Origin of the sequence: Actinomadura formosensis (assembly GCF_050948385.1) — a bacterium.
Taxonomy (GTDB): domain Bacteria; phylum Actinomycetota; class Actinomycetes; order Streptosporangiales; family Streptosporangiaceae; genus Spirillospora; species Spirillospora formosensis.
The window spans coordinates 4,738,694-4,761,895 of record NZ_CP192011.1 but is presented as its reverse complement, the minus strand read 5'-3'; the positions used below and the strand labels follow the sequence as shown (position 1 = coordinate 4,761,895).

The following is a 23,202-nucleotide window of genomic DNA, read 5'->3' as shown; positions in this document are numbered from 1 at the left end:
CTTCCTTCCCGGCCGGTTCGTCCTGGCCCGTTGATTGTGGCGTACCCGCTCACCGCTCGCGCGCCACGACCCGCCCGCAGAGTGTCACGCGGGCGGCGCCGGCGGCAGCCGCCAGACGATCTCGTCACCGCTGGTCTGCGCGGTGGCGCGCATGCCGATCCCGGCCGCGACGGCGGCGGACGCGCGGTTGCCCGGATGGATGGTCGCGACGATGCTCTCCACGCCGTGCGCGCGAAGCCAGTCCAGCAGGGCGCGGCCGGCCTCGGTGGCGAAGCCGAACCCCTGGTAGGGCATGCCGATGACCCAGGTGAGCGACGCGATCCGCCGCGGCGGGCCTGGCGTGACCGTCGACCCGGCGGACACGGGGGCCACGGTGAAGCCCGGCGCCGCGGGTGCGACCGTCGCCCGCATGTAGCCGATGGCCTGCCCGTCCCGGACGCGGCGGACGATCCAGTTCAGCCAGGACTCCTGGTGGAACGGCGCCGGGCCCGCGACCAGATGCGCGTAGCGGGCGCGCAACTCGTCCAGGGTGGGGGGCTCTCCGCCGATGTAGCGGTACAGGCGCGGATCGTCCAGGACGGGGGCCATCTCGTCCGCGTGGTGGACCGCCAGCGGCTCCAGGACGAGACGCTGGGTGCGGATGGTCTCGGCGATCGGCCCGTACACCCGCCGATCGTAAGCCCGCCCGGCGGGTCAGGGCCGCGTGGTGCCGCGTGCGGTGAGCCGGCGCGTCCAGATGCCCTCCGAGTGCTGCTTCGGGTCGAGCCACAGCCACGGCTGGGTGCGCCGGAACGGCAGGTCGGTGCCGGGCTGCCAGGGGAACAGGCCCTCCCGGTTGGGCCAGACGACCTGCAGGATCGGCGGCGTGGGGCACCGGTAGAACGCGAGGACGCCGGCGAACAGCCCGTCGTGCCAGCGCGGGTCGGCTTCCCGGAACGCGGCCTGCTGCCCGCGGACGACGCCGTCGCGGCGTTCGCCGTCCGCCGGGCCGTTCCCCTCGGCGGTCTGCCGGCCGAGCCTGTTGAGGACCTCTTCGGTCTCGTACACATCGCCGCCGAACAGTGCCAGTTCGGGCGCCCGGTGGCTGTGCCAGAGGCCGATCGTGTACGCCCAGCCGGGCCCGTCCTCGTCCGGCTGCACGAGGACGACGCTCCACCCGTACTGGGTGACGTGCACGATGGTGCGGAGCTGGAAGTTGTCCAGACGGTCGCGGTCGCCGTGGCCACGACAGATCACGCAGGTGCACGGGGGGCGGTCGCCGGACATGACCCTCAGTTTACGATCAATCGACCCTCGGCGAGCGCCGTCCCTCTCCGGATCACCAGAAGACGCCGGTGTCCCGGGGCCGTGTCTCGGGGGTGCCGCCGGTCGCCGGGCCCGTGAGCCCCCGGACCAGGACCGCCGCCAGCAGCATCCCGGCGGGCAGGCCGAGCGGGACGGCCACCAGCGGCGCGACGGCCGCGACCTCCAGCGCCGTCCCGTGCAGGAGGCCCGCGACGCCGAGGTTGGCGCCCTGCCGGCCCGCCGGGAGGACGACCGCGAGGACCGCGGTGACGACCGCGAGCCCGGCCGCCGGAAGGGCCAGGACGCGGCGCCGCGCGAAGAACCCGAGTGCGACCCCGAGGGCGCCGAGCACGGGCAGCGCCATCGCCCCGCACCAGCGGACCGGCCGCGGTCTCATCTCGACCGCCACGACCGGCGCCGGGGCACCCTCGCGCAGCCGCCAGCCCCGCGGCCCGGACGGCTCTCCGCCCGCCCGAACCGTGGCCGGGACCGGTGGGACGCTCAGCTTCATGGCGGTGTTCTGGAAGCCCCGCGCGGTGAGGCGCCGCAGCGCGCCGGACATGTCGATCCGCAGTGACACTTTTCGGCCTGTCCGATAGACGTGTTCCATCTCCGCCCGAGCGAACGGGACGCCGCGCGCCTTTCTCATTCGAATACGGATATTTGTGGCACCGGGGAACATTTCTCGGGCGATGTCTCCGGCGAGGGCCCGTACTTCGGCGTCCGACCCGAGCCGGCCCACCGCGTACAGATCGACGTGGGCGCCTCCGTCGTGGAGGACGGCGACCTCGATCCGGGCCCGCTGTTCCCGAACCGGCGTTCCGCCGCCGCAGCCGGCGAGCACGGCGAGCGCGATCAGTGTCACCGCGCCCGCGGCAAGCCGCCCAAAACACACTCCGGCCTCACTTCATCGGTCATTGTTCTCAGCGCCAGAAGAATGGTTTATTTTATGCGCGACCACCGATGGAGCACCGCAGGGAGAGGCCCATGGCTGACGAGCCGGCCGACGTCATCGACACGTCCGTTCCGCACTCCGCCCGGATATGGAACTACTGGCTCGGCGGCAAGGACAACTACCCCGTCGACCGCGAGGCCGGTGACCAGTATGTCAGCGTCTATCCGGGGATCATCGACATCGCGCGGACCGGCCGGCACTTCCTGGCCCGCGCCGTCCGGTACCTGGCCGGGGAGGTGGGCGTCCGCCAGTTCCTCGACGTCGGCACCGGGCTGCCCACCGTCGACAACACCCACGAGGTGGCACAGCGCGTCGCGCCCGAAACACGCATCGTGTACGTCGACAACGACCCGCTCGTCCTCTCCCACGCGTACGCCCTTCTCACGAGCCGCCCCGAGGGCGAGACCAGCTACATCGAGGCGGACATGCGGGACCCCGAGCGGATTCTCCGGATCGCCCGCGACAGGCTCGACCTCGACCGGCCGGTCGCCCTGATGCTGATGGGCGTCCTCGGGCACATCGACTCCTACGACGAGATCCTGCACATCATCAGGACGCTGATGGGGGGCCTGCCGTCCGGCAGCCACCTCGTGCTGTACGACGACACCGATGCCGACGAGGCCCACAACAAGGCGCAGCAGGGGTACGACGACACCGGCGCCGTCCCGTACCGGCTGCGCCGCCCGGAGCAGATCATCGGCTACTTTGACGGCTTCGAACTGGTCGAGCCCGGCGTGGTGGCATGCGAGAAGTGGCGTCCCGAGCCGAGCCCGTTCGGCGAGACGCCCCGCACCTCCACCCTCTGCGGGGTCGCCCGCAAGCCCTGACCGTGCCGCGCCCGCCGCACGCCCGCCCTCCTCAAGCAGTTCGCACGCCGTGACCGAAAGGGACCCCATGGCCGATTCCGTCGACCCCGCCGCCATCGATTCCGAGGTTCCGCACGCCGCGCGGATCTGGAACTACTGGATGGGCGGCAAGGACAACTATGCGTCCGACCGTGCCGCCGGCGACGCGGTGGCCGAGGTGTATCCGCAGATCGTGACCATGGCGCGGCTGTCCCGCCGGTTCCTGGTCCGCGCGGTGGGCCACCTGGCGGGCGAGTGCGGCATCCGCCAGTTCATCGACATCGGGACCGGGCTCCCCACGATGCAGAACACCCACGAGGTCGCGCAGAGCATCGCGCCCGAGTCGCGGATCGTGTACGTCGACAACGACCCCCTCGTCCTCGTGCACGCCCGTGCCCTGATGGGCAGCGTCACCGGCGAGGGGGCCACCACGTACGTCCACGCCGACTACCACGACCCCGACCGCATCCTCGACGGCGCCCGCGAGATGCTCGACTTCGGCAAGCCCGTGGCGGTCATGTTCATGGGCGTGCTCGGATACGAGCCCGACCTGGCCGTGGTCCGCGGCATCGTCGGGCGGGTGATGGACGCGACGCCGTCCGGCAGCCACCTCGTGCTGTGGGACGGCACCGACACCGGCGCCGAGGTCGTCGAGGGCGCGGAGAAGCTCGTGGAGAGCGGCGGCGTCCCGTACGTCCTGCGCGGCCCCGAGCAGCTCGCCCGCTGCTTCGAGGGCCTGGAGATGGTCGAGCCGGGCCTCGTCCCGATCAGCGAGTGGCGTCCCGACACCGCTCCGGTCCCCATCGACGCCTACGGCGCCGTGGCCCGCAAACCCTGACCCCCGATCTGGCATCATCGAGGTGCCCTCGCCAGGCGGCGCCCTCGGCGAAGAGGTGTCCTCGGTAACGCCGGATCGTTTCGGGAAGGGCCCGTATGCCACGTCGTCCGGGGTTCGCGGCCGAGCGGCGGCAGCGGCTGCTGGAGATGGTCCGCGCGACCGGCGCGGTCTCCCTGCGCGACCTCGCGTCCTCGCTGGAGGCGTCCGAGGCGACGGTGCGCCGCGACATCCGGGCCCTGGAGGCGGAGGGGCTGCTCGACCGCCGGCACGGCGGCGCGATGGCGCCGGGCGGGCTGTCCCGGGAGCCGACCTACCGGCAGAAGGCCGGCGTCGCGGCCGCGGAGAAGGCGGCGATCGCGCGGCTCGCGGCGGACCTGGTCGACGAGGGCGACGCCATCGTGATCGGCGCGGGGACGACCACCCGGGAGCTGGCCCGGGAACTGGCCGGCTTCGGCGCGCTCACCGTCGTCACCAACTCGCTGCTCGTCGCCCAGGTGCTCGCCGAGGCGCGCGGCGTCGAGGTGGTGATGACGGGCGGCTCGCTGCGCGGCGCGATTCATGCCCTGGTCGGCGGGGCCGCCGAGCAGATGCTGGCCGGCCTGCGGGTCCGCCGGGCCTTCATCTCCGGGAACGGCCTCACCGCGGAGCGCGGCCTGTCCACGCCGAACATGCTGGTCGCGGGCGTCGACCGCGCGCTGGCGCAGGCCGCCCGGGAGGTGGTCGCGCTCGTGGACCACACGAAGGTGGGCGTGGACACGATGTTCCAGACGGTCCCCGCCGACGAGATCTCCTACCTGGTGACGGACGCGGGGGCGCCGGAGACGGAACTGGCCGGGCTGGCGAGCGCGGGGGTCGAGGTCCGGGTCGCCACCTGAGAGAAGCGATCAAGTTCTGTCATCGACGCACATCACATCTGATTGTTATTGACAGAAACTGATCGATAGTGGCTGAATGGCGGCACCACCCGGTCGCGAGAAGGGATCACGTCCTGGACACCCGAAGCTCCCTTCGCACGTCGGTCCGGCTCGCCGACTCGCGGGAACTCATCTACTTCGACGACGAGCCCGGCCATGACCGCTCGGCGCCCGACCCGCGCCCGCTGCCCGCGCACCGGCCGAGATCGGAGCTGCGGTTCGACCCGGTGATGGGCGAGTGGGTGGTCATGGCGGCGCACCGGCAGAACCGCACGCACCTGCCCGCGCAGAGCGAGTGCCCGCTCTGCCCCTCGGCGGGCGGGCGGCACAGCGAGATACCGGCCGCCGACTACCACGTCGTCACCTTCGAGAACCGCTTCCCCTCCCTCGGCGGCCCGCCCGCCGGCGGCCGGTGCGAGGTCGTGTGCTTCACCAGCGAGCACGGCTCCTCGTTCTCCCTCCTGCCGGACCGGCGCCTGGAGACGGTCGCGCGCGCCTGGACGGACCGGACCGCCGAACTCAACCGGCTCTCCGGCACCGAGTACGTCTTCATCTTCGAGAACCGCGGCGTGGAGATCGGGACGACACTGCACCATCCGCACGGGCAGATCTACGCCTACCCGTTCGTCCCGGCGAGCGCGGCGCGCGCGCTGGAGATGGCGCGCCGGCACCGGGCCGAACAGGGCTCCTGCCTCTTCTGCTCCATCGTGGCCGCCGAGCGGACGGGCGAACGGGTCGTCGCCCGGACGGACCGCTTCATCGCGTTCGTCCCCGAGGCGGCGCGCTGGCCGTACGAGGTGCACGTCTACCCGTACCGGCACGTCACGGGGCTGCCCGAGCTGGAACCCGGCGAGCGTTCCGAGCTGATGGTGCTCTACCGGGACGTCCTGCGCCGCTTCGACCGGCTCTTCGACGCGCCCGCGCCCTACATCGCCCACCTGCAGCAGGCGCCCGCCCGCGCGGACGCCGGCCTGGCGCACCTGTACTTCCGGATCTTCACGCCGCGCCGGGCGGAGGGCAGGCTCAAGTACCTCGCGGCGAGCGAGTCGGGGGCGGGCGCGTTCATCAACGACGTCCTCCCGGAGGAGGCCGCCCGCCGGCTGCGCGCGGCCGGCTGAGCCGGCGCGGGGACGCCCGCCGGTGCGGTCAGCCGAGCTTGGGGGTGGCGCGGTCGATGATCGGGGCCAGGTCGAGTCCGGCGGGCAGGGTGCCGAAGACGGCGCCCCCCTCACCGGCGAGGCGGGACGCGCAGAAGGCGTCGGCGACGGCCGGATGACCGTGCCTGACCAGCAGGGACGCCTGCAGGGTGAGCGCCATGCGCTCGACGACGCGGCGGGCCCGGATCTCGATGGTCTCCAGATCCGCGAGGGACGTCTTGACCTCGCGGACGGCCGCGTCCAGCCGCGGGTCGGCGCCGGCCGCCCGGTCGAACTCGGCGAACAGCGCCTCGACCGTCTGCGGCTCCTTCACCATCGCCCGCAGGACGTCGAGCGCGGCGACGTTGCCGGAGCCCTCCCAGATCGAGTTCAGCGGCGACTCGCGGAACAGCCGGGGCATGCCGGACTCCTCGACGTAGCCGTTGCCGCCCAGGCACTCCAGGGACTCGGCGGCGTGCGCCGGCCACCGCTTGCAGATCCAGTACTTGCCGACCGCGAGGGCGAGCCGCTTGAACGCCGTCTCGGCCGCGTCCCCGCGCACCGAGCGGTCGGTCGCGCCGGCCAGCCGCAGCATCGTGATCGTGGCCGCCTCCGACTCGATCGCGAGGTCGGCGAGGACGTTGCGCATCAGCGGCTGGTCGATCAGGTACCCGCCGAACGCCTTGCGGTGCGCGGCGTGGTGCGCGGCGGTCGTGACGCCCTGGCGCATCCCGGACGCCGCACCGATCACGCAGTCCAGCCGGGTCATGTTGACCATCTCGATGATGGTGCGGACCCCGCGGCCCTCGTCCCCGACCCGCCAGGCGACCGCGTTCTCGTACTCCACCTCGGAGGACGCGTTGGACTTGTTGCCGAGCTTGTCCTTCAGCCGCATCAGCCGCAGCGGGTTGAGGCTCCCGTCCGGCAGGACGCGCGGGACGAGGAAGCAGGTCAGGCCGCCGGGCGCCTGGGCGAGGGTGAGGAACACGTCGCACATGGGGGCGCTGGTGAACCACTTGTGGCCGACGAGCCGGTAGGTCCCGTCCGGCCCGGGTGCGGCCCGCGTGGTGTTGGCCCGGACGTCCGAGCCGCCCTGCTTCTCCGTCATCGACATGCCGGCGAGCAGCGCGTTCTTGGTGAGCGGTGCGCGCAGGCCGAAGTCGTACTCCCGCCTGGCGAGCAGCGGCTCGTACTGCGCGGCCAGCTCGGGGGACTGCCGCAGCGCGGGGACGGCCGCGTACGTCATCGAGACCGGGCAGCCGTGCCCCGCGTCGACGCGCCAGGTGTAGAACTTCGCGGCGCGTGCGACGTGGGCGCCCTCGCGGGAGTCGGCCCACGCGGAGCCGTGCAGGCCGTGCGTCACCGCGACGGTCATCAGCTCGTGCCACGCCGGGTGGAACTCGACCTCGTCGATCCGGTGCCCGTACCGGTCGTGCGTGCGGAGGGCGGGCGGGTGCTCGTTCGCGAGCCGGCCCCACTCCTGGGCACGCTCGGTGCCCGCCAGGCGGCCCAGCTCGCGCACCTCCGCCTCGGCCCAGCCCGCGCCCTCGCGCGCCAGCCCGTCCAGCAGGACGGCCTCGTCGGCGACGTCGTGCCCGGCGAGCGGGGGAACCTGATTGAACACCTCGTGCGTCACCGCGCCGCCCTCCACGTCCGCTCCCGATGGTCGTGCCGTTACCCGCAGAATACAGAATCACGTTCGGGTTGGGGAGGTGATCGTGCCCGGCCGTGACCGGGCGCTCATCCTCCTCAAGGGGTGGGGCGATCTCGTCCCCCCGGCGGATTGTCCGACGCCGGCGGGGGCATACCTTCGAAACCATGAGTCAGTCCAGTCCGCAGCCCGAGCGGCCCCGTCCCAGCCGCCCGCCGGCCCGGCGACAGGACCCCCCTGCGGACCGGCCCGTTCCGGAACCCTTCGACGTCACGACCGCGCCCGATGCGATCCGGGCGTCCGACGCCGAGCGCGAGGCCGCCGTCGAGCGGCTGCGCATCGCCTCCGTGGAGGGACGGCTCACCTTCGAGGAGCTGACCGAGCGCACCGAGGCCGCCTACACGGCCGTCAGCCGCGGTGACCTCGAACACATCACCGCCGATCTGCCCGGCCTGGGCGCCCCCGGCGCCAACCCCGCGCCCGTGCAGGTCAAGCGGCGGTTCAGCGCCGTCATGGGCGACTGCAAGGAGCGCATCGTCGGCCGCATCGACGGCCCGCTGGAGGCGGTGTCGGTGATGGGCGACGTCGAGCTCGACCTGCGCGGCGCGCAGGTGCCGACCGGCGAGGTCCACATCTCCGCGACCGCCGTGATGGGCGACGTCAAGATCATCGTCCCGAACGGCGTCAGCGTCGAGCTGACCGGCCACAACTTCCTCGGCGACCGCAGGGTCAACGTCCGCGGCGCGCACCCCGGCGCCCGCGTCCCCGTCGTCCGCGTCACCGCCACCGTCGTGATGGGCGACATCAAGATCATCGACGATGAGCACCACGCGCCCGTCCGCCGCGGCATCACCGAGTGGTGGAACGGCCGCGGGTGACCGCCGTCAGCGGCCGTCGCCGCGGCGTCCGGCGGACGCCGCGCGGCCGGTCCGCAGCGCCTCGGCGTAGCGGCGCACGATGAGGTCCGCGACCTGCGGGGCCGCGCCGAGAACCGGCGACACCGCGGCGGCGCCGGCGGCCACGGCCTCGGCCCGGACCTTGTCGGCGAAGTGGCCGGGCGCGAGGAAGTAGGACGCCACCGCCACGCGCGGCGCCCCCGCGCCGAGCAGCGCCGCCACGGCCTCGCCCGGTTTCGGGCCCGCCGCCGACGCGTACGCCGGGACGACGTCCCGCCATCCCCGCGACCGCCACTCACGCGCGAGCCGCGCGACCGTGGCGTTGGCGGCCGCGTCGCTCGACCCCGCCGACACGAGCACGACCGCCGTGTCCGGATCGCCGGGCTCCACACCGGCGTCGGCGAGGCGGTGCTCCAGAGCGGCCATGAGGAGCGGATGCGGGCCCAGCGTCCCGGCCGTGCGCAGACCCAGCCGGGGGTGCCGGGCACGCACCCGGTTCAGGACGCCCGGGAGGTCGGTCTTGCTGTGGTAGGCCGCGGTGAGGAGCAGCGGCAGCACGACCGCCTCGTCCGCGCCGTCCCGGGCCAGGCCGTCCAGCACCCGGCCGGGGGCCGGCGGCGCGTGGTCCAGGAACGCGGCGTGCACGGGCACGTCCGGGCGGCGCGCCCGGACGGCGCCGAGCAGCGCGGCGACCGTCGCGGCGGCGCGCGGGTCCCTGCTCCCGTGCGCCACCGCCACCATGGGCACGCTCAAAGGTGGATGCCGCATTCGGTCTTGCCCAGGCCGACCCAGCGGCCGCTGCGCGGGTCCTCGCCGGGCGGGACCGGGCGGGTGCACGGGGCGCAGCCGATCGAGGGGTAGCCGTCGTAGTGCAACGGGTTGACGAGTACGCCGTTGTCCTCGATGTACTGGTCCATGTCCTCCTGGGACCAGTCAAGGATCGGGTTCACCTTGACCATGCCGCGCCTGCGGTCCCACTCGACGACCCTCCGGTCGCGGCGGTTCGCGGTCTCGTCCCGGCGGATGCCGCTGAACCAGGCCAGGTAGCCCTCCAGCGCGCGGCCGAGCGGCTCCACCTTGCGCAGGTGGCAGCACAGGTCCGGGTTGCGGCCGAACAGCCGGGGGCCGAGCGCGGCCTCCTGCTCCTCGACCGTCCGGGACGGGGTGACGTTGATGACGTTCACCGGGTAGACGGCCTCCACCGCGTCCCGGGTGCCGATCGTCTCGGCGAAGTGGTAGCCGGTGTCGACGAACAGGACGTCGATGCCGGGCTTCACCTTCGACACCAGGTGGATCAGTGCCGCGTCCGACATGGACGAGGTGAGGCAGATGCGGTCGCCGAACGTGGCGACGGCCCAGCGGATGACCTCCGGCGTGGGCGCGTCCTCCAGTGCGGGGGCGGCCGATTCGACGATGTCTTCGAGGTCAAGGGTGCGTCTGTCGGTCTCCAGGAGGGTCACCGAGGGGTCTCCTTGCTCGCGGTGTTGGGAGCTCCGACACCGAGGAACTTCAGCGTGAAGGATCGGAGGCAGTCGGGGCAGAACCAGGAACCGCGCCCGTCCCCGTGCGGGGACGGCCCCCCACGCTCCCCGGGGAACTCGGAGGGGGCGCGCGGTTCCAGGTTCTCCTCGCCGCAGTACGGGCAGTAGAACGGCGCCATGCGCTCGCTCATGTGAGGTCCGCCCCGCTCATTTGAGATCGGCCTCGTCCGCGCGGTCCACCCATTCGGCGAAGGTCTCGCCCTCGGCGCGCTGCTCGTCGAACGCGCGGACCACCCGCTCGACGTAGTCGGTCAGCCCGGCCGACGTCGTCTTCAGCCCGCGGACCTTCTTGCCGAACGATGCGCCGAGCCGCCCGCCCAGGTGCACCTGGAAGCCCTCCATCTGGTCGCCGTTCTCGTCCACGACCAACTGGCCCTTGAGCCCGATGTCGGCGACCTGGATGCGCGCGCAGGAGTTCGGGCAGCCGTTGATGTTGACGGTCAGCGGCTGGTCGAAGTCCGGGAGCCGCTTCTCCAGCTCGTCCATCAGGTCCATGGCGCGCTGCTTGGTGTCGACGATCGCGAGCTTGCAGTACTCGATGCCGGTGCACGCCATCATGTGCCGCCGGAACGTGGACGGGCGGGCGTGCAGGTCGTGCTCGGCGAGCGCCTCGACGAGCGCCTCGGTGTGCTCCTCCGGCACGTCCAAGATGATCATCTTCTGTTCGAGCGTCGTGCGGACCCGGCCCGAGCCGTAGCGGTCGGCCAGTTCGCCGATGACGCCGAGCAGATCCCCGTTCAGCCGGCCCACGCGGGGCGCGAACCCGACGTAGCAGCGGCCGTCCTTCTGCGGGTGCACGCCCAGGTGGTCGCGGTGGACGTCCGGGGCCGCGGGCTCGGGGCCGTCCGGCAGCGCGTACCCGAGGTACTCCCGCTCCAGCACCTCGCGGAACCTGTCCGCGCCCCAGTCCTTCATCAGGAACTTCAGCCGGGCGCGGCTGCGCAGCCGCCGGTAGCCGTAGTCACGGAAGATCGAGGTGACGCCGTGCCACACCTCGCGGACCTGCTCCGGCTCGACGAACACGCCGAGGCTCTTGGAGAACATCGGGTTGGTGGACAGCCCGCCGCCGACGAACAGCTGGTAGCCGGTCGCGCCCTGCTCGTTCACCACGCCGACGAACGCCACGTCGTTGATCTCGTGGACGGTGCAGTGCGAGGTGCAGCCCGACAGCGCCGTCTTGTACTTGCGCGGCAGGTTGGAGAACTCGGGGGAGCCGATGTAGCGGTCGTGGATCTCGCGGATCTGCGGCGTCGCGTCGATCACCTCGTCCGCGGCGATCCCGGCCAGCGGGCAGCCGATGATCGTGCGCGGCACGTCGCCGCACGCCTCGGTGGTGTGCAGCCCCACGGCGCCGAGCGCGTCCCAGATGGCGGGGACGTCCTCGATCCCGACCCAGTGCAGCTGGATGTTGTGCCGGTTGGTGATGTCGGCGGTCCCGCGCGCGTACTTGCGGGAGACGTCGGCGATCGTGCGCAGCTGCGGTCCGCTCAGCTGGCCGCCGTCGATGCGGATCCGCATCATGAAGTAGCGGTCCTCGATCTCCTCGTCCGACAGCGCGCCGGTCCTGCCGCCGTCGATGCCGGGCTTGCGCTGGGTGTAGAGACCCATCCAGCGGAACCGGCCGCGCAGGTCGGACGGGTCGATCGAGTCGAACCCGTACTTGGAGTAGATGTCGATGATGCGGCGGCGGACGTTCAGCCCGTCGTCGTTCTTCTTGTTCTCCTCGGTGGCGTTCAGAGGTTCCCGGTAGCCGAGGGCCCACTGGCCCTCGCCCTTCTTGCGCTTGATCGCGGTTGGCACGGCGCGCGTCCTCATCTGTTGGATCTGTTGGTCATGAGGGACGCGTAACGCACCGGCGGTCGCGGACGGCCGGCTCAACGCTGAGCAGGATCAGGTCAAAAGGGACGCCGATGCGCCACGCGCCCGCAGAGCGGGGGGCGTGGTCGGGGCGTCACCGACAGATCGCGCTGCGGACGCGCAGGAAGTCCACGTGCCGGCGCTTGGCCAGCAACGGGTCCGCAGCAGTCATACTCCGACTCTGACATGACGTCTCGCGGGCTGTCCAGCGGCGTCCGCCATGCGGACGCGTGAGCTGCGTCATCCCCGCGGCTATCCCTGCCGCTTCCAGTTCACCGGGGGCTCGGCGTCCTCGCCGCCCGGACGGCCGGCCCGGTCGCCGGGCCGGCGCCCGCCCTCGGGCGTGGCGGGCGGAGGGCGGTGCTGGCAGTCGCACCAGGAACCGCCGCGGCACTCCTCGTGGCGGCGGTCACGGCACGCCGGGCAGATCATGTCTCCCATTGTCGCCCATGAAGGCGAATGCCGGGGCGGCGCCGGTGGCCGGGCGGAACGATCATGGTCCGGGCGACGTTCTGATCCGTCCTACCGGGTATGGGCAAGGACATGGACGGGGCCGGGACCCCGGAGCGGGACGATCCGGCGGGGGAGGCGATCGGCACGCAACGCGTGGAGCAGACCATGGAAATGGGCGATGCGACATGTTCCGGGCGTGTAACGCTCTACGGTTGGGCGGTGTGACGACCGTCTCCGACGCCGAGGGCGTCCCCTCGGCTGGGGACTCCGACTCCGGACCGGGCCCGCGCGGCCCCCGCCCGCCCGCACCCCGCCCGCCCGCACCTCGCCCGCACGGCCCCCGTCCGCGCGCACGCGACCGGCTGGCCGCGCGGGTCCGTGCGGCGGCGCGGACGTCCGCCCGGGTCTCCTGGACACTGACCAAGGGCACCACGGTCACCGCGTTCCGGTACCGGGTGACCGGGCTCGCGGCCGAGGCCGCGTTCTTCGCGCTGCTGTCGCTGCCGCCGCTCGTGATCGGGCTGATCGGCACCATGGGGCACCTGCGCGGACTGCTCGGCGCCGGCACCGTCACCGAGGTCCGCTCCTGGGCGATCGAGCAGGCGCGCACCGTGCTGACGGGCCCGGCGGTCGACTCGGTCGTCGTCCCGCTGATCGACGACGTGATCCGGGGCGGCAGCCCCGACATCGTGTCCGTCAGCTACCTCATCTCGCTGTGGGCGGGGTCGCGGGCGACGAACGTCTACGTCGACACCATCACCATCGCCTATGGGCTGTCCGGCGTCCGCGGCGTGATCCGCACCCGGCTGCGCGCGTTCTTCCTGTACGTCATCGGAATCCTGGTCATGATCATCGTCATTCCGATGCTGGTGGCCGGTCCGGCGCTGGTGCGGGAGGCGCTGCCGGAGAGCGCCGAGGCGGTGCAGGCGCTGTACTGGCCGGTCGTGGTGAGCCTGTCGATCGTGTTCCTCGCGCTGCTGTACCACATGAGCGTGCCGGTGCGGACGTCCTGGTGGCGCGAGGTCCCCGGCGCCGCCCTGGCGCTGCTGATCTGGATCGTCGGCAGTGTCAGCCTGCGGATCTACCTGGCCGGGTCGCTGCGCGGCGTGTCGGTGTACGGGTCGCTCGCCGCCGCGATCGCGGTGCTCGCCTGGCTGTACGTCGCGGCGCTCGCGGTGCTGATCGGGGCCGCGCTGAACGCCGAGATCGACCGGCTGTGGCCCAGCGGCGACACCGAACGGGCGCGCGCCGTGCGGGAGGCGCAGGTCACCCAGGTTCCGCGCGACCGGGGGAGCACGGGTAAAAACAACCCCGGATAAGGCATTGAAAAGGTCAAACATGTCGTAACCTCGCCTGTCATGACCCCCCGTGAGGAGCCCGGTCGGCTGCGGACCGTGACCGGCACGATCGCGACGTCCGACATCACCGGGCCGGTGCTCTCCCACGAGCACCTGCAGATGGACCTGCGCTGGCCCGCGCGGCCCCGGCTGCTCGGCTCCGACCCCGGCCGCTGGCTGGACGAGGAGAAGTCCGTCCAGCGGGAGCTGTCCGCGCTGCGCAAGGAGCGCGGCCTCGGCCTGGTCGTCGACCTGACCTGCGCGGGCATGGGCCGTAACGCCGCCGCGCTCGCCCGGATCGGCGCCGGCGCCAGGGTGGCCGTGGTCGCCGGGACGGGCGTGTTCACCGAGCCGTTCCATCCCGCGTTCGTCCGCGAGGTCCTCGCCGCCGGGACCGGCCCGGACGGCCCGTCCGCCGTGGAGCGGCTCACCGAGCGGCTGCTCGCCGAGGTCGGCTTCGGCATGGACGGCACGAACGCCCTGCCCGGCGTCATCGGGGAGATCGGCACCTGGGGCGAGGCGCCGAGCGAGACCGAGGAACTGTGCCTGCGCGCCGCCGCGCAGGCGGCCCGCTACTCCGGGCTGTCCGTGGCGACCTACGGCCGGGCGGGCCTCGCCCAGCTGGAGATCCTCACCTCCGCCGGGCTCGCCCCGCACCGGGTCGCGGTCGGCCAGCAGGACCGGGTGGACGACCCCGGTCAGCACCGCAAGATCGCTGAGACGGGCGGCTATGTCTCGTTCGGCACGCTCGGCCTCGCCGGCGCGGACCGCGCCGCCCTCGGCGCCCGCGTCCGCTGCGTGATGGACCTGCTGGAGGCCGGGCACGCCGGCCGGGTGCTGCTGAGCACCGGAGTGTCCCGGATGGCGCAGATCCGCCGCTACGGCGGCGCGGGCTTCGGGTACCTGTTCGACACGTTCCTGCCCGCGCTGCGCGCCGCCGGCGCCGATGACGCCACGCTGGAGGCCGTCCTGCACGACAACCCGCTGAGGTGGCTCACGGGTTCGTGAGCGGGCAGGGGACCCGGAAGGGGGCGCGAGTCGCGCCCCGCACGGTGTGAGCCGCTCCACGCGAAATGGTGCGCCACGAATTTCGGTGAATGGGTCACATCGCGGAGACGATTGCGGTAAAAGGGCGTCCCCCGCGGAATGTCGCGGCACGATGTGAACCGGCGGGGACTCCGATGTGATGCCGCGCCCCCGCCCGGCCGGGAGAGGCCGGGCGGAGGCAACGCAAACGGCCCCGCGGGGCGGGGCCGTGTCGTTTTCAGGTGGCGTGCCGGGGTTCGCGCTGGGAGCGTTTCGGCGGCCTGCGTACTCGGTCAGGCGGCGTTGGCGCGACGCATCCGGCGACGGCGCTCGGACGCGCGCTCGTCCTCGTTCAGACCGCCCCACGTGCCGTACTTCTCGGGCCGGGACACCGCGTAGTCCAGGCACTCCGTGCGGACCGGGCAGCCCATGCAGATCTGCTTGGCCTTGCGCTCGCGGATCTCGCGCTCGGGCTGGCGTTCGCCGTCGGGACCGAAGAAGAGGACGAGGTCTTCCCCCCGGCACGCCGCGGCGTCCTGCCAGCCCCAGCTGGGACGAGGGAGGTTTGCCTGCCGACGTACCTGAGCCATGGAACACCCACCTTGATTGGTTTCGAACAAAAATCGGGACATGGACGCTCGACGTACTTCGGGTGACATGAGTCAGAAGCGCCGAATGTTCCAACGTCTGGAGTTGCCGCTCTGTTCCCCGTCCGGTTACTCCGGAAACCTGGGGACGTGCGACAGGAGACCCTCGAATGGGGCCTCAGCGAGATTACACGAGGGTCGCCTCGTTGAGAAGGGTGAGTTCCCTAACAACATAGGTTCGCGTGTTCTCTCCGCAGTCCGCCCCGCAGGGATCGGGCTGCCGGACGGCCTCCACGGTCACCCGGTAACGGCTCTGCTGTACGGCGACGACGGTTTCGTACCGGGATGCTCCAGTGACCGACTCCACGGTCACCTCGTCCACCCCGAGCCGGCCCGTGTGCGCACGGACGAAGTGCTCCGCCGCCTGCGCGGGTTCGGGCATCCCGGCCCGTCCGCGCAGCCGGTCGAGGACGACCTCGCCCCGCAGGTAGGCGTCCACCGCCCGCACGGCCTCGGTCTCGCCGAGGTCGCCGTAGTAGAGCCCGTGGGGAAGACACACCAAATTCGCTGCAAATCGGTCGCCGCCAACATGGGTGGTTTCCCAGATGCGGCGGTCGAAACGCCGGGCGAGGGCGCGGGCCAGCGGTGCCCCGGTGCGGGCGCAGCAGGCGTTGTGCCGCCCGTGCGTGCAGGCCAGCACCACCGGCTCGGTCACCGGCCCGCCGAGCCCCGGCGAGCGGCCCGCGGCGAGCGCGTCCAGGTCGAGCGCCGCCAGCTCCGCCGGGTCGGCGAGCTCGCGCCCCTCCATCCAGACCTCGCCACCGCGCGAGAACGCGGCGTAGACCTGGACCGGCGGAGTCGCGCGGCGGCGTCCCGGCCGCCGGATCAGCTGCGGCCGGACGCCCGCCTTCTTCGCGGCGCGCACGGCCTCGGCCACCGGATCGGGGCCGGGCAGATCGGTGATGTGCTCGGGCCAGGGGCCGGGATGCTCGACGAGCAGCCAGGCGCGCGCCTTGGTGGTCGCGGTCGCCAGGCACGGCCGCTCGCCCGTGTGGCTTCCCGGGCAGTGCCCGCAGCCGTTGGAGCGCGTCACGTGGTCCCCCTGGTAGATCTTCGAGCAATTAGGTAAGGGTAACCTAATGACTCCCTGTCAAACCAGGAGGACCTGGGACGACGGGGTGACGGAGGTCTCAGTGTAGGGCCGTGCGGGAGAACAGGCCCTTCGCGAAGGGCAGCGCGGCCTCCCGGTCGGCGGCGACGAGACCGATGCGCGTGCGGCGGTCCAGCAGGTCGCCGGCGTCCAGGGCGCCCTCGTGCAGCATCCCCCAGGCCAGCTCCGCGCCCGTCACCGGCAGGCCCGCGACGACCGGCTCCATCAGCGCGGGGTCGTCCCCGCCGAGCGCGGCCAGCAGCGGCGCCTCCACCCCGTACCGCTGGACGAGGCGGGACGGCGCGTGCAGCGCGTCCAGCCGCGCCCGCGGGGCCGCGCCGACGAGGGGGAGGCGCGCGGTCCGGCTCGGCCCGGCGCGAAGACCACGGCCGCGCACGGCCGCGTCCACCGCGTCCTGCGCCATCCGCCGGTAGGTGGTGAGCTTGCCCCCGACGATCGTGACGACGCCGTCCCGCGAGGTCAGCACCGCGTGGCGGCGGGAGATGTCGGCGGTTTCGCGGCCGTGCCCCCGGTCCAGCAGGGGACGCAGCCCGGCGTACGCGCCGGCGACGTCCGAGCGGCGCACCGGGACGTCCAGCGCCGAGCCCAGCACGTCGAGCAGGAACCCGATCTCGCCTTCCGTCGGCTCGGGCACGTCGGGGATCGGCCCGTCCGCGGGCTCGTCGGTGAGCCCCACGTAGACGCGGCCGTCGCCCTGCGGCAGCACCAGCACGAACCGGGCGCCGCCGCCCGGGATCGGGACGTGCATCCCGGCCGCGAGCCCGCGCAGCGTCGCCGCCCGCAGCACCAGATGGGTGCCCCGCGACGGGCGCAGCCGCACCCCGTCCACGAGCCCGCCCGCCCAGACGCCGGCCGCGTTCACGACCGCGCGCGCCCGGACGGTGAACTCCCGCCCGGTCAGCTCGTCCCGGACGAGGGCCCCGTCCCCGGTCAGCTCGACCGCGCGGCAGCGGGTGAGGACGCGGGCGCCGTGCCCGGCGGCGGTGCGGGCGAGCGCGGTGACCAGGCGCGCGTCGTCGGCGAGCTGGCCGTCCCACGACAGCAGCCCGCCGCGCAGCCCGTGGGGCCGCAGCGCGGGCGCGAGCCGCAGCGTCTCGACCGCCGACAGCCGGCGCGGCCGGGGCAGCACCGAGCGCGGGGTGCGCGCGGCGAGCCGCAGCAGGTCCCCCGCGCGCATCCCCGCGTGCGCCAGGGCCGCCTGCGCGGGCGACACCAGCGGGGTCAGCGGCAGGACGAACGGAAGCGCGCGCACCAGATGCGGGGCCGTGCGCCGCATCAGCGCGTCCCGCTCGACCGCGCTCTCGTGCGCCACGTCCACCTGCCCGGACGCGAGGTAGCGCAGCCCGCCGTGGATCAGCTTGGAACTCCACCGGGACGTGCCGAACGCCAGGTCGTGCGCGTCGATCGCGGCGACCGACAGCCCCCGCGAGGCGGCGTCCAGCGCGGCGCCCGCCCCGGTCGCGCCGAGGCCGACGACCAGCACGTCCACCACCTCGCCGGGCAGGGCGGCGAGTTCGCGTTCCCGGCGCGCCGCGTTGAGCGACGTCCGCGGGTCGGGTCCGGAGGTGTTCACGGTGCGAGCATCCTTTCCAGGGTGTCGCGGAGTTCGGCGTCGAAGGCGCCGGAACCGAGGTCGGGGTCGGCGTCGTCGAGCATCGTCGGTGCCGACAGTGCGAACGACTGGACGACCAGCAGCAGCGCCCGCGCCTGCCGGCCGGGGTGGCCGGCGCGGATCGTGCCGTCCCGGTGCCCGGCGATGATCGCCTCCTCGAACCAGGTCAGGAAGGCGTGCTGGCTGGCGCCGCAGCGGTCCAGCAGGTAGGGGAGCAGCAGCTCGGGGTCGACCTCGATGATCTTGCGGAGCAGCGGGTGGCCGCGGAACGTGCGGACGCCGGTGACCAGGCCCTCGATCAGCCGGGGCCGGACGGGACGGCCGTCGTCGGGGGGCTGCAGCGCGTCGCCGATGCCGGTCCACTCGCGGGTCATCAGATCGGCGACGATCATGCGGACGTCCGGCCAGCGGCGGTAGAGCGTCATCCGGGACACGCCCGCGCGGCGGGCGATGTCGGTCAGCGTCGTGCGGCGCACCCCGACGGCCAGCACGCAGTCGCGCGCGGCGTCGAGCACGGTGTCGTCGGCGGTCCGTGCCCCGGTCCTGTTGTGACGGTTCGACGTCATATGTCACAGTGTAAGGCAACAGGACATGGGACGACGAGGGAGGCGGCGTGCAGACGCGGGACATGCTGTGGAGCGGCTGGGGCGATCCGGCCAAGGCCGCGCCGCTGCCCGAGCCGACGGTCGGGCTGCTGCGCGACCTGCTCGGCGTGCGGCCGGCGGCGGCGCCCCCGGTCGCGCTGGCGGAGATCGAGATCGCGGCCCCCCGCCTGCCGGGCGCGGACCTGAACGCGCTCGCCGGGATCGTCGGGGACGCGAACGTCCGCGCCGACACCGAGTCGCGCGTCCGGCACACGCGCGGCAAATCGACGCCCGACCTGCTGCGCATCCGCGCCGGGGAGACCTCCGACGCGCCGGACGCGGTCGTGCTGCCGGGCGGTCATGACGAGGTCCTCGCGGTACTGAGGCTCTGCGCGCGAAAGCGGATCGCGGTCGTCCCGTTCGGCGGCGGCACGTCCGTCGTCGGCGGGCTGGCGCCGCGGGGCGTGGCCGCGTTCATCGCCCTCGATCTGCGGCGCATGGACGCCCTCGTCTCGGTGGACGAGGTGTCCCGCACGGCCGTCCTGCAGCCGGGCCTGCGCGCTCCGGCGGCGGAGGCGCTGCTCGCCGAACACGGCTTCACGCTCGGGCACTTCCCGCAGTCGTTCGAGTGGGCGTCGATCGGCGGGTTCGCGGCGGCGCGGTCGAGCGGGCAGGCGTCCGCCGGGTACGGGCGGTTCGACGACATGGTGGTCGGCCTCACCGTGGCCACCCCCGAGGGGACGCTCGATCTCGGCCGGGCGCCGAGGTCGGCGGCCGGGCCCGATCTGCGGCAGCTCGTGCTCGGCTCGGAGGGCGCGTTCGGCGTGATCACGTCCGTGCGGGTGCGCGTCCGGCCGGTTCCGCAGGCCAGGCGGTACGAGGGCTGGCGGTTCGCGTCGTTCGGCCAGGGCGCCGCCGCGCTGCGCCGGCTGGCCCAGGACGGCCCGCTTCCCACCGTGCTCCGGCTGTCGGACGAGACCGAGACCATGGTCGGGCTGGCCGACCCGGCCGCGATCGGGGGCGGGTCGCCCTCCGCCGGATGCCTGGCCGTGGTCGGGTTCGAGGGCGTCCCCGAGCGGGTCGCCGAGCGGCGGGCGCGGGCGGCGGACGTCCTGCGCGACGCCGGCGGCGAGCCCCTCGGCACCGGGCCGGGCGACAAGTGGGAGCACGGCCGCTTCAACGCCCCCTATCTGCGCGACTCGCTGCTGGACGTGGGCGCGTTCGTCGAGACGCTGGAGACCGCCGCGTTCTGGTCGGACATCCCGGGGTTGTACGAGGCCGTCCGGTCCGCCCTGACCGGGACCCTGTCGAGCACGGGGACCCCGCCGCTGGTCATGTGCCACATCTCGCACGTCTACGCGTCCGGCGCGTCCCTTTACTTCACCGTCGTGTCCGCGCAGGGCGAGGACCCGATCGCGCACTGGGACAGGGCGAAGCACGCCGCCAACGACGCGATCGCCCGCGCGGGCGGCACGATCAGCCACCATCACGGCGTGGGCACCGACCACCGCGACTGGTACGCCCGGGAGATCGGGCCGCTCGGCGCCGCCGTGCTGCGCGCCGTCAAGGAGCGGGTCGATCCGGCGGGAATCCTCAACCCGGGCGTCCTCGTCCCGCCGGCCGCGGGGGAGTGACGGCCATGCGCGCGTTCACCGCGATCGTGAACCCGGCGGCGGGCGGCCCGGCGTCCGCCTCCTGCCTGATCCCGCTGAGCCGGCTGCTGCGGGAGGCGGGCGCCGAGGTCCACGTCGAGTACAGCCGCGGCATGGTGCACGCCGCCGACGTCGCCCGCGCCGCCGCCGAGGCCGGCCGCGTCGTGCTCGGCGTCGGCGGGGACGGCATGGTCGGCTGCGTCGGCGGCGCCCTCGCCGGCACCGGCGCGGTCTTCGGCATCGTCCCGGCCGGGCGCGGCAACGACTTCGCGCGCCAGCTCGGCGTCCCGTCCGGCGCGGCGGCGCTCGCCCCGCTGCTGCTGGACGGCGAGCCCCGCGCCGTGGACGCCATCGACGCCAACGGGACGCCCGTCCTCGGCAGCGTGTACGCGGGCGTCGACGCGGTCGCCAACGACAACGCCAACAGGACGCGGCTGCTGCGCGGGTCCGCCGCCTACTACGTCGGCGCGCTGCGGGCGATCATCACGTGGCGGCCCGCCGACTACCTGATCGGCGTGGACGGCGCGGAGTACCGGCGCGAGGGCTACACGGTGGTCGCGGCGAACTCCGGCTACTACGGGTTCGGCAAGCACATCGCGCCGGACGCGCGCGTCGACGACGGGCTGCTCGATGTCGTCCTCATCCGCAAGGCCCCGAAGACCCTGTTCTTCTCCGTCATGCGGGAGCTGGCGGACGGGACGCACGTCAGGCGGCCCGAGGTGGAGGTCATGCGCGGCCGGGAGGTGCGGATCGAGCTGGCCGGGCCGTCCGGCAGGACGCTCCCCTACGGGGCGGACGGCGAGCTGCCCGGGGTGCTGCCGGTCACCGCCAGGGTGATGCCGGGCGCGCTCCGCGTCCTGGCGCCCTGACACCCCCCGCTCACCTGCGCTTCCGTGGCGGTCCCCGAGGTTTTGGCCCCACATTTGGGGTGGTTTACGTCTCCATTACGGCCCTCCGTATAACGTCGGTTACGTCCCGCTTTCGGGACCTGGGGGTTGTCTGTGGAGACATCATGAGAGGCGACCGCACGCTCGCCGTTCTGGGGGGACTCATGATGACCGCGGACACCCTTGACGTGGTGGCGCCGGCGTCTTTGGGGGTGGCGCCGGCGTCCACCACGCTCTTCCGCGCGTTCGCTTGACGCGACGATCGCCTCCGGACAGGGTGTGAGCATCCCCTCACCCCTTCCGGAGGCGTTTCGTGTGTGCCGAGGTTTCCCCCGGACCCGACAACTCGCGCACCTCCGAGGCGGGTGCCGGGTGGGTCTGTGGAAGCCCGGGCACGTTCAACGACCTGCTTCCTCCGCGCGTCCTCGACTTCTCGTGGCGCAGGCCCGCCGTGCTGTGGCGGTCCCGCAACGACGTGCTCGCGCGCCTGTTCGGTGACCCGTCCAACGCGATCCGCCGCCGCTGCGTGGCCGCGCTGCGCGAACGGGGCACGCCGGCCGCGTTCACCGTGCACCGCTCGGCGCCGGAGTTCTCGTTCGTGCTGCTCGGCGACACCGGCGAGGGCGACCGGTCGCAGTACGCGGTGGTGCCGCCGCTGCTGCACGCCGCGGCCGGCACCGACTTCATGATCATCGCCAGTGATGTGGTCTACCCGGCCGGGGACGGGGGCCAGTACCCGGAGAAGTTCTTCCGCCCCTACAAGGACTATCCGGCCCCCATCTACGCGGTCCCCGGCAATCACGACTGGTACGACGGCCTGCGCGGTTTCCTGCACGTCTTCTGCGCCCTGGACGCGGACTGCTCCCCGCCGCCCTGGCGCGGCGCGCTCGCGTTCGTTCCCCGGCTGCTCTGGCGCCACCCGGGCCCGATCGACCGGGCCGCCCTCGCCGAGGCCCGCCGCACGTACCGGGGCGCGCCCGGCCAGCAGGCCGTCCAGCCGGGGCCGTACTGGGCGATCGACACGCCGTCGCTGCGCATCATCGGCATCGACACCGGGATCACCGGAGTCGTCGACCGCGACCAGGGCCGGTGGCTGCGCGAGGTGTCCGGCGGGCCCAAGCCCAAGCTGCTGGTGACCGGCAAGCCCCTGTACGTGGACGACGACCACCGTCCGGGGCCGGTCGAGGGCGGCGGCACGGTCGACGAGATCGTCCGCGATCCGGCGCACCACTACGTGGCCGCGATCGGCGGCGACATCCACAACTACCAGCGCTACCCGGTGCGGGCCGGCGACGGCCGGACGATCCAGTACATCGTCTCGGGCGGCGGCGGCGCGTTCATGCACGCGACCCACACGATCCCCCGGACGAGCGTGGTGAAGGAGGGCGAGTTCCGCTGCTACCCGCTGCGCGGCGACTCCCTTTCCCGCTACAGCAAGCTGTACGGGCGGTGGCTGCGGCTGCCGAGGCTGTTCGAGCTGACGCCGGAGGAGGCGACGGCCGCCGTCCGGTACCGCCTCGGCATCAGGCCCGGTCGCGGCTACCGGAGCGCCGCGACCGAGGTGAGACCGTCCCGGCGGGCGCGCTTTGTCGCCTCCGTCCTCGGTGTCCCGCGCGACGGCCGGCGCCGCCCCCGCCTCCTGCGGCTGCCGGTGCACCGGCTCCCGCAGCGCTTCCGCTCCGAGATGGCCGACTGGGACCGGCCGCCGTTCTTCAAGAGCTTCCTGCGCCTGGACGTGACGGAGTCGCAGCTCCGGATCCGGTGCTATGCCGCGACGGGCTGCGGCGACCACGAGACGGCACCGCCGTGCGAAGACGAGGTGACGATCCCGCTACGCTAGCCCTCCGCTGCGGGAAAAACGTCGGGAATCTGGCCGAAGTCGGCTATTCACTCTCCCGACGTGACCATGGACCGTTACAGTCATTGATCACCATACGGGTGAACGGTAACGGACGGTCGGCCGGAAAACGACCGCG

Annotated in this window: 24 protein-coding genes; 11 read left to right on the top strand and 13 right to left on the bottom strand. The window is 73.1% G+C overall.

Features of this window, described 5'->3' with window-relative positions:
* Positions 1–84: 84 nt before the first annotated feature.
* Genes ACQP1N_RS22480 through ACQP1N_RS22470 form a run of 3 tightly spaced genes read right to left on the bottom strand, consistent with a single transcriptional unit; the run spans position 85 to position 2,149 of the window.
* The gene (locus ACQP1N_RS22480) at positions 85–666 is read right to left on the bottom strand and encodes a GNAT family N-acetyltransferase (RefSeq protein WP_067801622.1); all 582 of its coding nucleotides are present in this window, start codon (positions 664–666) and stop codon (positions 85–87) included.
* A gap of 27 nt (positions 667–693) precedes the next feature.
* Entirely contained in the window at positions 694–1,266 is a 573-nt protein-coding gene (locus ACQP1N_RS22475) for a DUF4262 domain-containing protein (protein WP_433226450.1), read from the bottom strand.
* Between the two features lie 52 nt (positions 1,267–1,318).
* Positions 1,319–2,149 (bottom strand): hypothetical protein, encoded by an 831-nt coding sequence (locus tag ACQP1N_RS22470; RefSeq protein WP_433226448.1) that lies wholly within the window; start codon positions 2,147–2,149, stop codon positions 1,319–1,321.
* Between the two features lie 122 nt (positions 2,150–2,271).
* On the opposite strand from ACQP1N_RS22470, the gene ACQP1N_RS22465 reads away from it, so the two are divergent.
* The 4 genes from ACQP1N_RS22465 to galT all read left to right on the top strand — a co-directional run bounded on the left by ACQP1N_RS22465 (position 2,272) and on the right by galT (position 5,954).
* A complete protein-coding gene (locus ACQP1N_RS22465) occupies positions 2,272–3,066 on the top strand; it encodes an SAM-dependent methyltransferase (protein WP_433226446.1) in 795 nt (264 codons plus the stop codon).
* Positions 3,067–3,133: 67 nt separating this feature from the next.
* Complete coding sequence (locus ACQP1N_RS22460) at positions 3,134–3,922, top strand: SAM-dependent methyltransferase (protein ID WP_067801637.1); 789 nt, start codon at positions 3,134–3,136, stop codon at positions 3,920–3,922.
* Positions 3,923–4,017: 95 nt separating this feature from the next.
* Complete coding sequence (locus tag ACQP1N_RS22455; RefSeq protein WP_084263166.1) at positions 4,018–4,797, top strand: DeoR/GlpR family DNA-binding transcription regulator; 780 nt, start codon at positions 4,018–4,020, stop codon at positions 4,795–4,797.
* A 113-nt stretch (positions 4,798–4,910) separates the two neighbouring features.
* Positions 4,911–5,954: a galactose-1-phosphate uridylyltransferase gene (gene galT / locus ACQP1N_RS22450; RefSeq protein WP_067801663.1), complete on the top strand. Its 1,044-nt coding sequence runs from the start codon at positions 4,911–4,913 to the stop codon at positions 5,952–5,954.
* A 28-nt stretch (positions 5,955–5,982) separates the two neighbouring features.
* Here galT and ACQP1N_RS22445 read toward each other — a convergent pair whose 3' ends face one another.
* Positions 5,983–7,623, bottom strand: a complete 1,641-nt coding sequence (locus ACQP1N_RS22445) for an acyl-CoA dehydrogenase family protein (protein WP_242608801.1) — start codon at positions 7,621–7,623, stop codon at positions 5,983–5,985.
* Positions 7,624–7,790: 167 nt separating this feature from the next.
* On the opposite strand from ACQP1N_RS22445, the gene ACQP1N_RS22440 reads away from it, so the two are divergent.
* The gene (locus ACQP1N_RS22440; RefSeq protein ID WP_242608802.1) at positions 7,791–8,501 is read left to right on the top strand and encodes a DUF1707 domain-containing protein; all 711 of its coding nucleotides are present in this window, start codon (positions 7,791–7,793) and stop codon (positions 8,499–8,501) included.
* Between the two features lie 6 nt (positions 8,502–8,507).
* On the opposite strand, the gene ACQP1N_RS22435 is transcribed toward ACQP1N_RS22440, so the two are convergent.
* The 5 genes from ACQP1N_RS22435 to ACQP1N_RS22415 form a co-directional block, all read right to left on the bottom strand.
* Complete coding sequence (locus tag ACQP1N_RS22435) at positions 8,508–9,287, bottom strand: sirohydrochlorin chelatase (protein ID WP_433226442.1); 780 nt, start codon at positions 9,285–9,287, stop codon at positions 8,508–8,510.
* Positions 9,269–9,979 carry a phosphoadenylyl-sulfate reductase gene (locus ACQP1N_RS22430; RefSeq protein WP_067801644.1) on the bottom strand — a complete coding sequence of 237 codons (711 nt, stop codon included), beginning with the start codon at positions 9,977–9,979 and terminating at the stop codon, positions 9,269–9,271. The genes ACQP1N_RS22435 and ACQP1N_RS22430 overlap by 19 nt, the downstream gene beginning before the upstream one ends.
* Entirely contained in the window at positions 9,976–10,191 is a 216-nt protein-coding gene (locus tag ACQP1N_RS22425) for a hypothetical protein (protein ID WP_067801647.1), read from the bottom strand. Before ACQP1N_RS22425 ends, ACQP1N_RS22430 begins: the two co-directional genes overlap by 4 nt.
* Before the next feature lie 16 nt (positions 10,192–10,207).
* On the bottom strand, positions 10,208–11,875 hold the full coding sequence (locus tag ACQP1N_RS22420) for a nitrite/sulfite reductase (RefSeq protein ID WP_165488378.1): 1,668 nt from the start codon (positions 11,873–11,875) through the stop codon (positions 10,208–10,210).
* A gap of 294 nt (positions 11,876–12,169) precedes the next feature.
* The gene (locus tag ACQP1N_RS22415) at positions 12,170–12,349 is read right to left on the bottom strand and encodes a hypothetical protein (protein WP_433226439.1); all 180 of its coding nucleotides are present in this window, start codon (positions 12,347–12,349) and stop codon (positions 12,170–12,172) included.
* Positions 12,350–12,448: 99 nt separating this feature from the next.
* Here ACQP1N_RS22415 and ACQP1N_RS22410 point away from each other — a divergent pair, with 99 nt between their 5' ends.
* The 3 genes from ACQP1N_RS22410 to ACQP1N_RS22400 are packed head-to-tail and all read left to right on the top strand — an operon-like array spanning position 12,449 to position 14,715.
* Positions 12,449–12,595, top strand: a complete 147-nt coding sequence (locus ACQP1N_RS22410; RefSeq protein ID WP_157419257.1) for a hypothetical protein — start codon at positions 12,449–12,451, stop codon at positions 12,593–12,595.
* Complete coding sequence (locus ACQP1N_RS22405; RefSeq protein ID WP_242608803.1) at positions 12,592–13,689, top strand: YihY/virulence factor BrkB family protein; 1,098 nt, start codon at positions 12,592–12,594, stop codon at positions 13,687–13,689. Before ACQP1N_RS22410 ends, ACQP1N_RS22405 begins: the two co-directional genes overlap by 4 nt.
* A 39-nt stretch (positions 13,690–13,728) precedes the next feature.
* Positions 13,729–14,715, top strand: coding sequence for a phosphotriesterase family protein (locus ACQP1N_RS22400; RefSeq protein ID WP_433226436.1), 987 nt, complete (start codon positions 13,729–13,731; stop codon positions 14,713–14,715).
* A 311-nt stretch (positions 14,716–15,026) separates the two neighbouring features.
* On the opposite strand, the gene ACQP1N_RS22395 is transcribed toward ACQP1N_RS22400, so the two are convergent.
* The 4 genes from ACQP1N_RS22395 to ACQP1N_RS22380 form a co-directional block, all read right to left on the bottom strand.
* Positions 15,027–15,323: a WhiB family transcriptional regulator gene (locus tag ACQP1N_RS22395; protein WP_021600082.1), complete on the bottom strand. Its 297-nt coding sequence runs from the start codon at positions 15,321–15,323 to the stop codon at positions 15,027–15,029.
* A 184-nt stretch (positions 15,324–15,507) separates the two neighbouring features.
* Entirely contained in the window at positions 15,508–16,413 is a 906-nt protein-coding gene (locus tag ACQP1N_RS22390) for a sucrase ferredoxin (protein ID WP_067799578.1), read from the bottom strand.
* A 97-nt stretch (positions 16,414–16,510) separates the two neighbouring features.
* Positions 16,511–18,064: a glycerol-3-phosphate dehydrogenase/oxidase gene (locus tag ACQP1N_RS22385; protein WP_433226433.1), complete on the bottom strand. Its 1,554-nt coding sequence runs from the start codon at positions 18,062–18,064 to the stop codon at positions 16,511–16,513.
* Positions 18,061–18,669 (bottom strand): TetR/AcrR family transcriptional regulator, encoded by a 609-nt coding sequence (locus tag ACQP1N_RS22380; protein ID WP_433226431.1) that lies wholly within the window; start codon positions 18,667–18,669, stop codon positions 18,061–18,063. Before ACQP1N_RS22380 ends, ACQP1N_RS22385 begins: the two co-directional genes overlap by 4 nt.
* A 62-nt stretch (positions 18,670–18,731) precedes the next feature.
* Here ACQP1N_RS22380 and ACQP1N_RS22375 point away from each other — a divergent pair, with 62 nt between their 5' ends.
* The 3 genes from ACQP1N_RS22375 to ACQP1N_RS22365 all read left to right on the top strand — a co-directional run bounded on the left by ACQP1N_RS22375 (position 18,732) and on the right by ACQP1N_RS22365 (position 23,066).
* Positions 18,732–20,321 carry an FAD-binding oxidoreductase gene (locus ACQP1N_RS22375; RefSeq protein WP_433232788.1) on the top strand — a complete coding sequence of 530 codons (1,590 nt, stop codon included), beginning with the start codon at positions 18,732–18,734 and terminating at the stop codon, positions 20,319–20,321.
* Between the two features lie 5 nt (positions 20,322–20,326).
* Positions 20,327–21,208 (top strand): diacylglycerol/lipid kinase family protein, encoded by an 882-nt coding sequence (locus tag ACQP1N_RS22370; protein ID WP_067799586.1) that lies wholly within the window; start codon positions 20,327–20,329, stop codon positions 21,206–21,208.
* 331 nt (positions 21,209–21,539) lie between these two features.
* Positions 21,540–23,066, top strand: coding sequence for a metallophosphoesterase family protein (locus ACQP1N_RS22365; RefSeq protein WP_433226429.1), 1,527 nt, complete (start codon positions 21,540–21,542; stop codon positions 23,064–23,066).
* Positions 23,067–23,202 lie beyond the last annotated feature (136 nt).

Coding starts and splice junctions, on each gene's coding strand:
- ACQP1N_RS22375 (WP_433232788.1), top strand. CDS start 18,732: ATGCTGTGGAGCGGCTGGGGCGATCCGGCCAAGGCCGCGCCGCTGCCC.
- ACQP1N_RS22435 (WP_433226442.1), bottom strand. CDS start 9,287: ATGCGGCATCCACCTTTGAGCGTGCCCATGGTGGCGGTGGCGCACGGG.
- ACQP1N_RS22440 (WP_242608802.1), top strand. CDS start 7,791: ATGAGTCAGTCCAGTCCGCAGCCCGAGCGGCCCCGTCCCAGCCGCCCG.
- ACQP1N_RS22380 (WP_433226431.1), bottom strand. CDS start 18,669: ATGACGTCGAACCGTCACAACAGGACCGGGGCACGGACCGCCGACGAC.
- ACQP1N_RS22460 (WP_067801637.1), top strand. CDS start 3,134: ATGGCCGATTCCGTCGACCCCGCCGCCATCGATTCCGAGGTTCCGCAC.
- ACQP1N_RS22395 (WP_021600082.1), bottom strand. CDS start 15,323: ATGGCTCAGGTACGTCGGCAGGCAAACCTCCCTCGTCCCAGCTGGGGC.
- ACQP1N_RS22410 (WP_157419257.1), top strand. CDS start 12,449: ATGGGCAAGGACATGGACGGGGCCGGGACCCCGGAGCGGGACGATCCG.
- ACQP1N_RS22415 (WP_433226439.1), bottom strand. CDS start 12,349: ATGATCTGCCCGGCGTGCCGTGACCGCCGCCACGAGGAGTGCCGCGGC.
- ACQP1N_RS22400 (WP_433226436.1), top strand. CDS start 13,729: ATGACCCCCCGTGAGGAGCCCGGTCGGCTGCGGACCGTGACCGGCACG.
- ACQP1N_RS22420 (WP_165488378.1), bottom strand. CDS start 11,875: ATGAGGACGCGCGCCGTGCCAACCGCGATCAAGCGCAAGAAGGGCGAG.
- ACQP1N_RS22475 (WP_433226450.1), bottom strand. CDS start 1,266: ATGTCCGGCGACCGCCCCCCGTGCACCTGCGTGATCTGTCGTGGCCAC.
- ACQP1N_RS22455 (WP_084263166.1), top strand. CDS start 4,018: ATGCCACGTCGTCCGGGGTTCGCGGCCGAGCGGCGGCAGCGGCTGCTG.
- ACQP1N_RS22370 (WP_067799586.1), top strand. CDS start 20,327: ATGCGCGCGTTCACCGCGATCGTGAACCCGGCGGCGGGCGGCCCGGCG.
- ACQP1N_RS22465 (WP_433226446.1), top strand. CDS start 2,272: ATGGCTGACGAGCCGGCCGACGTCATCGACACGTCCGTTCCGCACTCC.
- ACQP1N_RS22425 (WP_067801647.1), bottom strand. CDS start 10,191: ATGAGCGAGCGCATGGCGCCGTTCTACTGCCCGTACTGCGGCGAGGAG.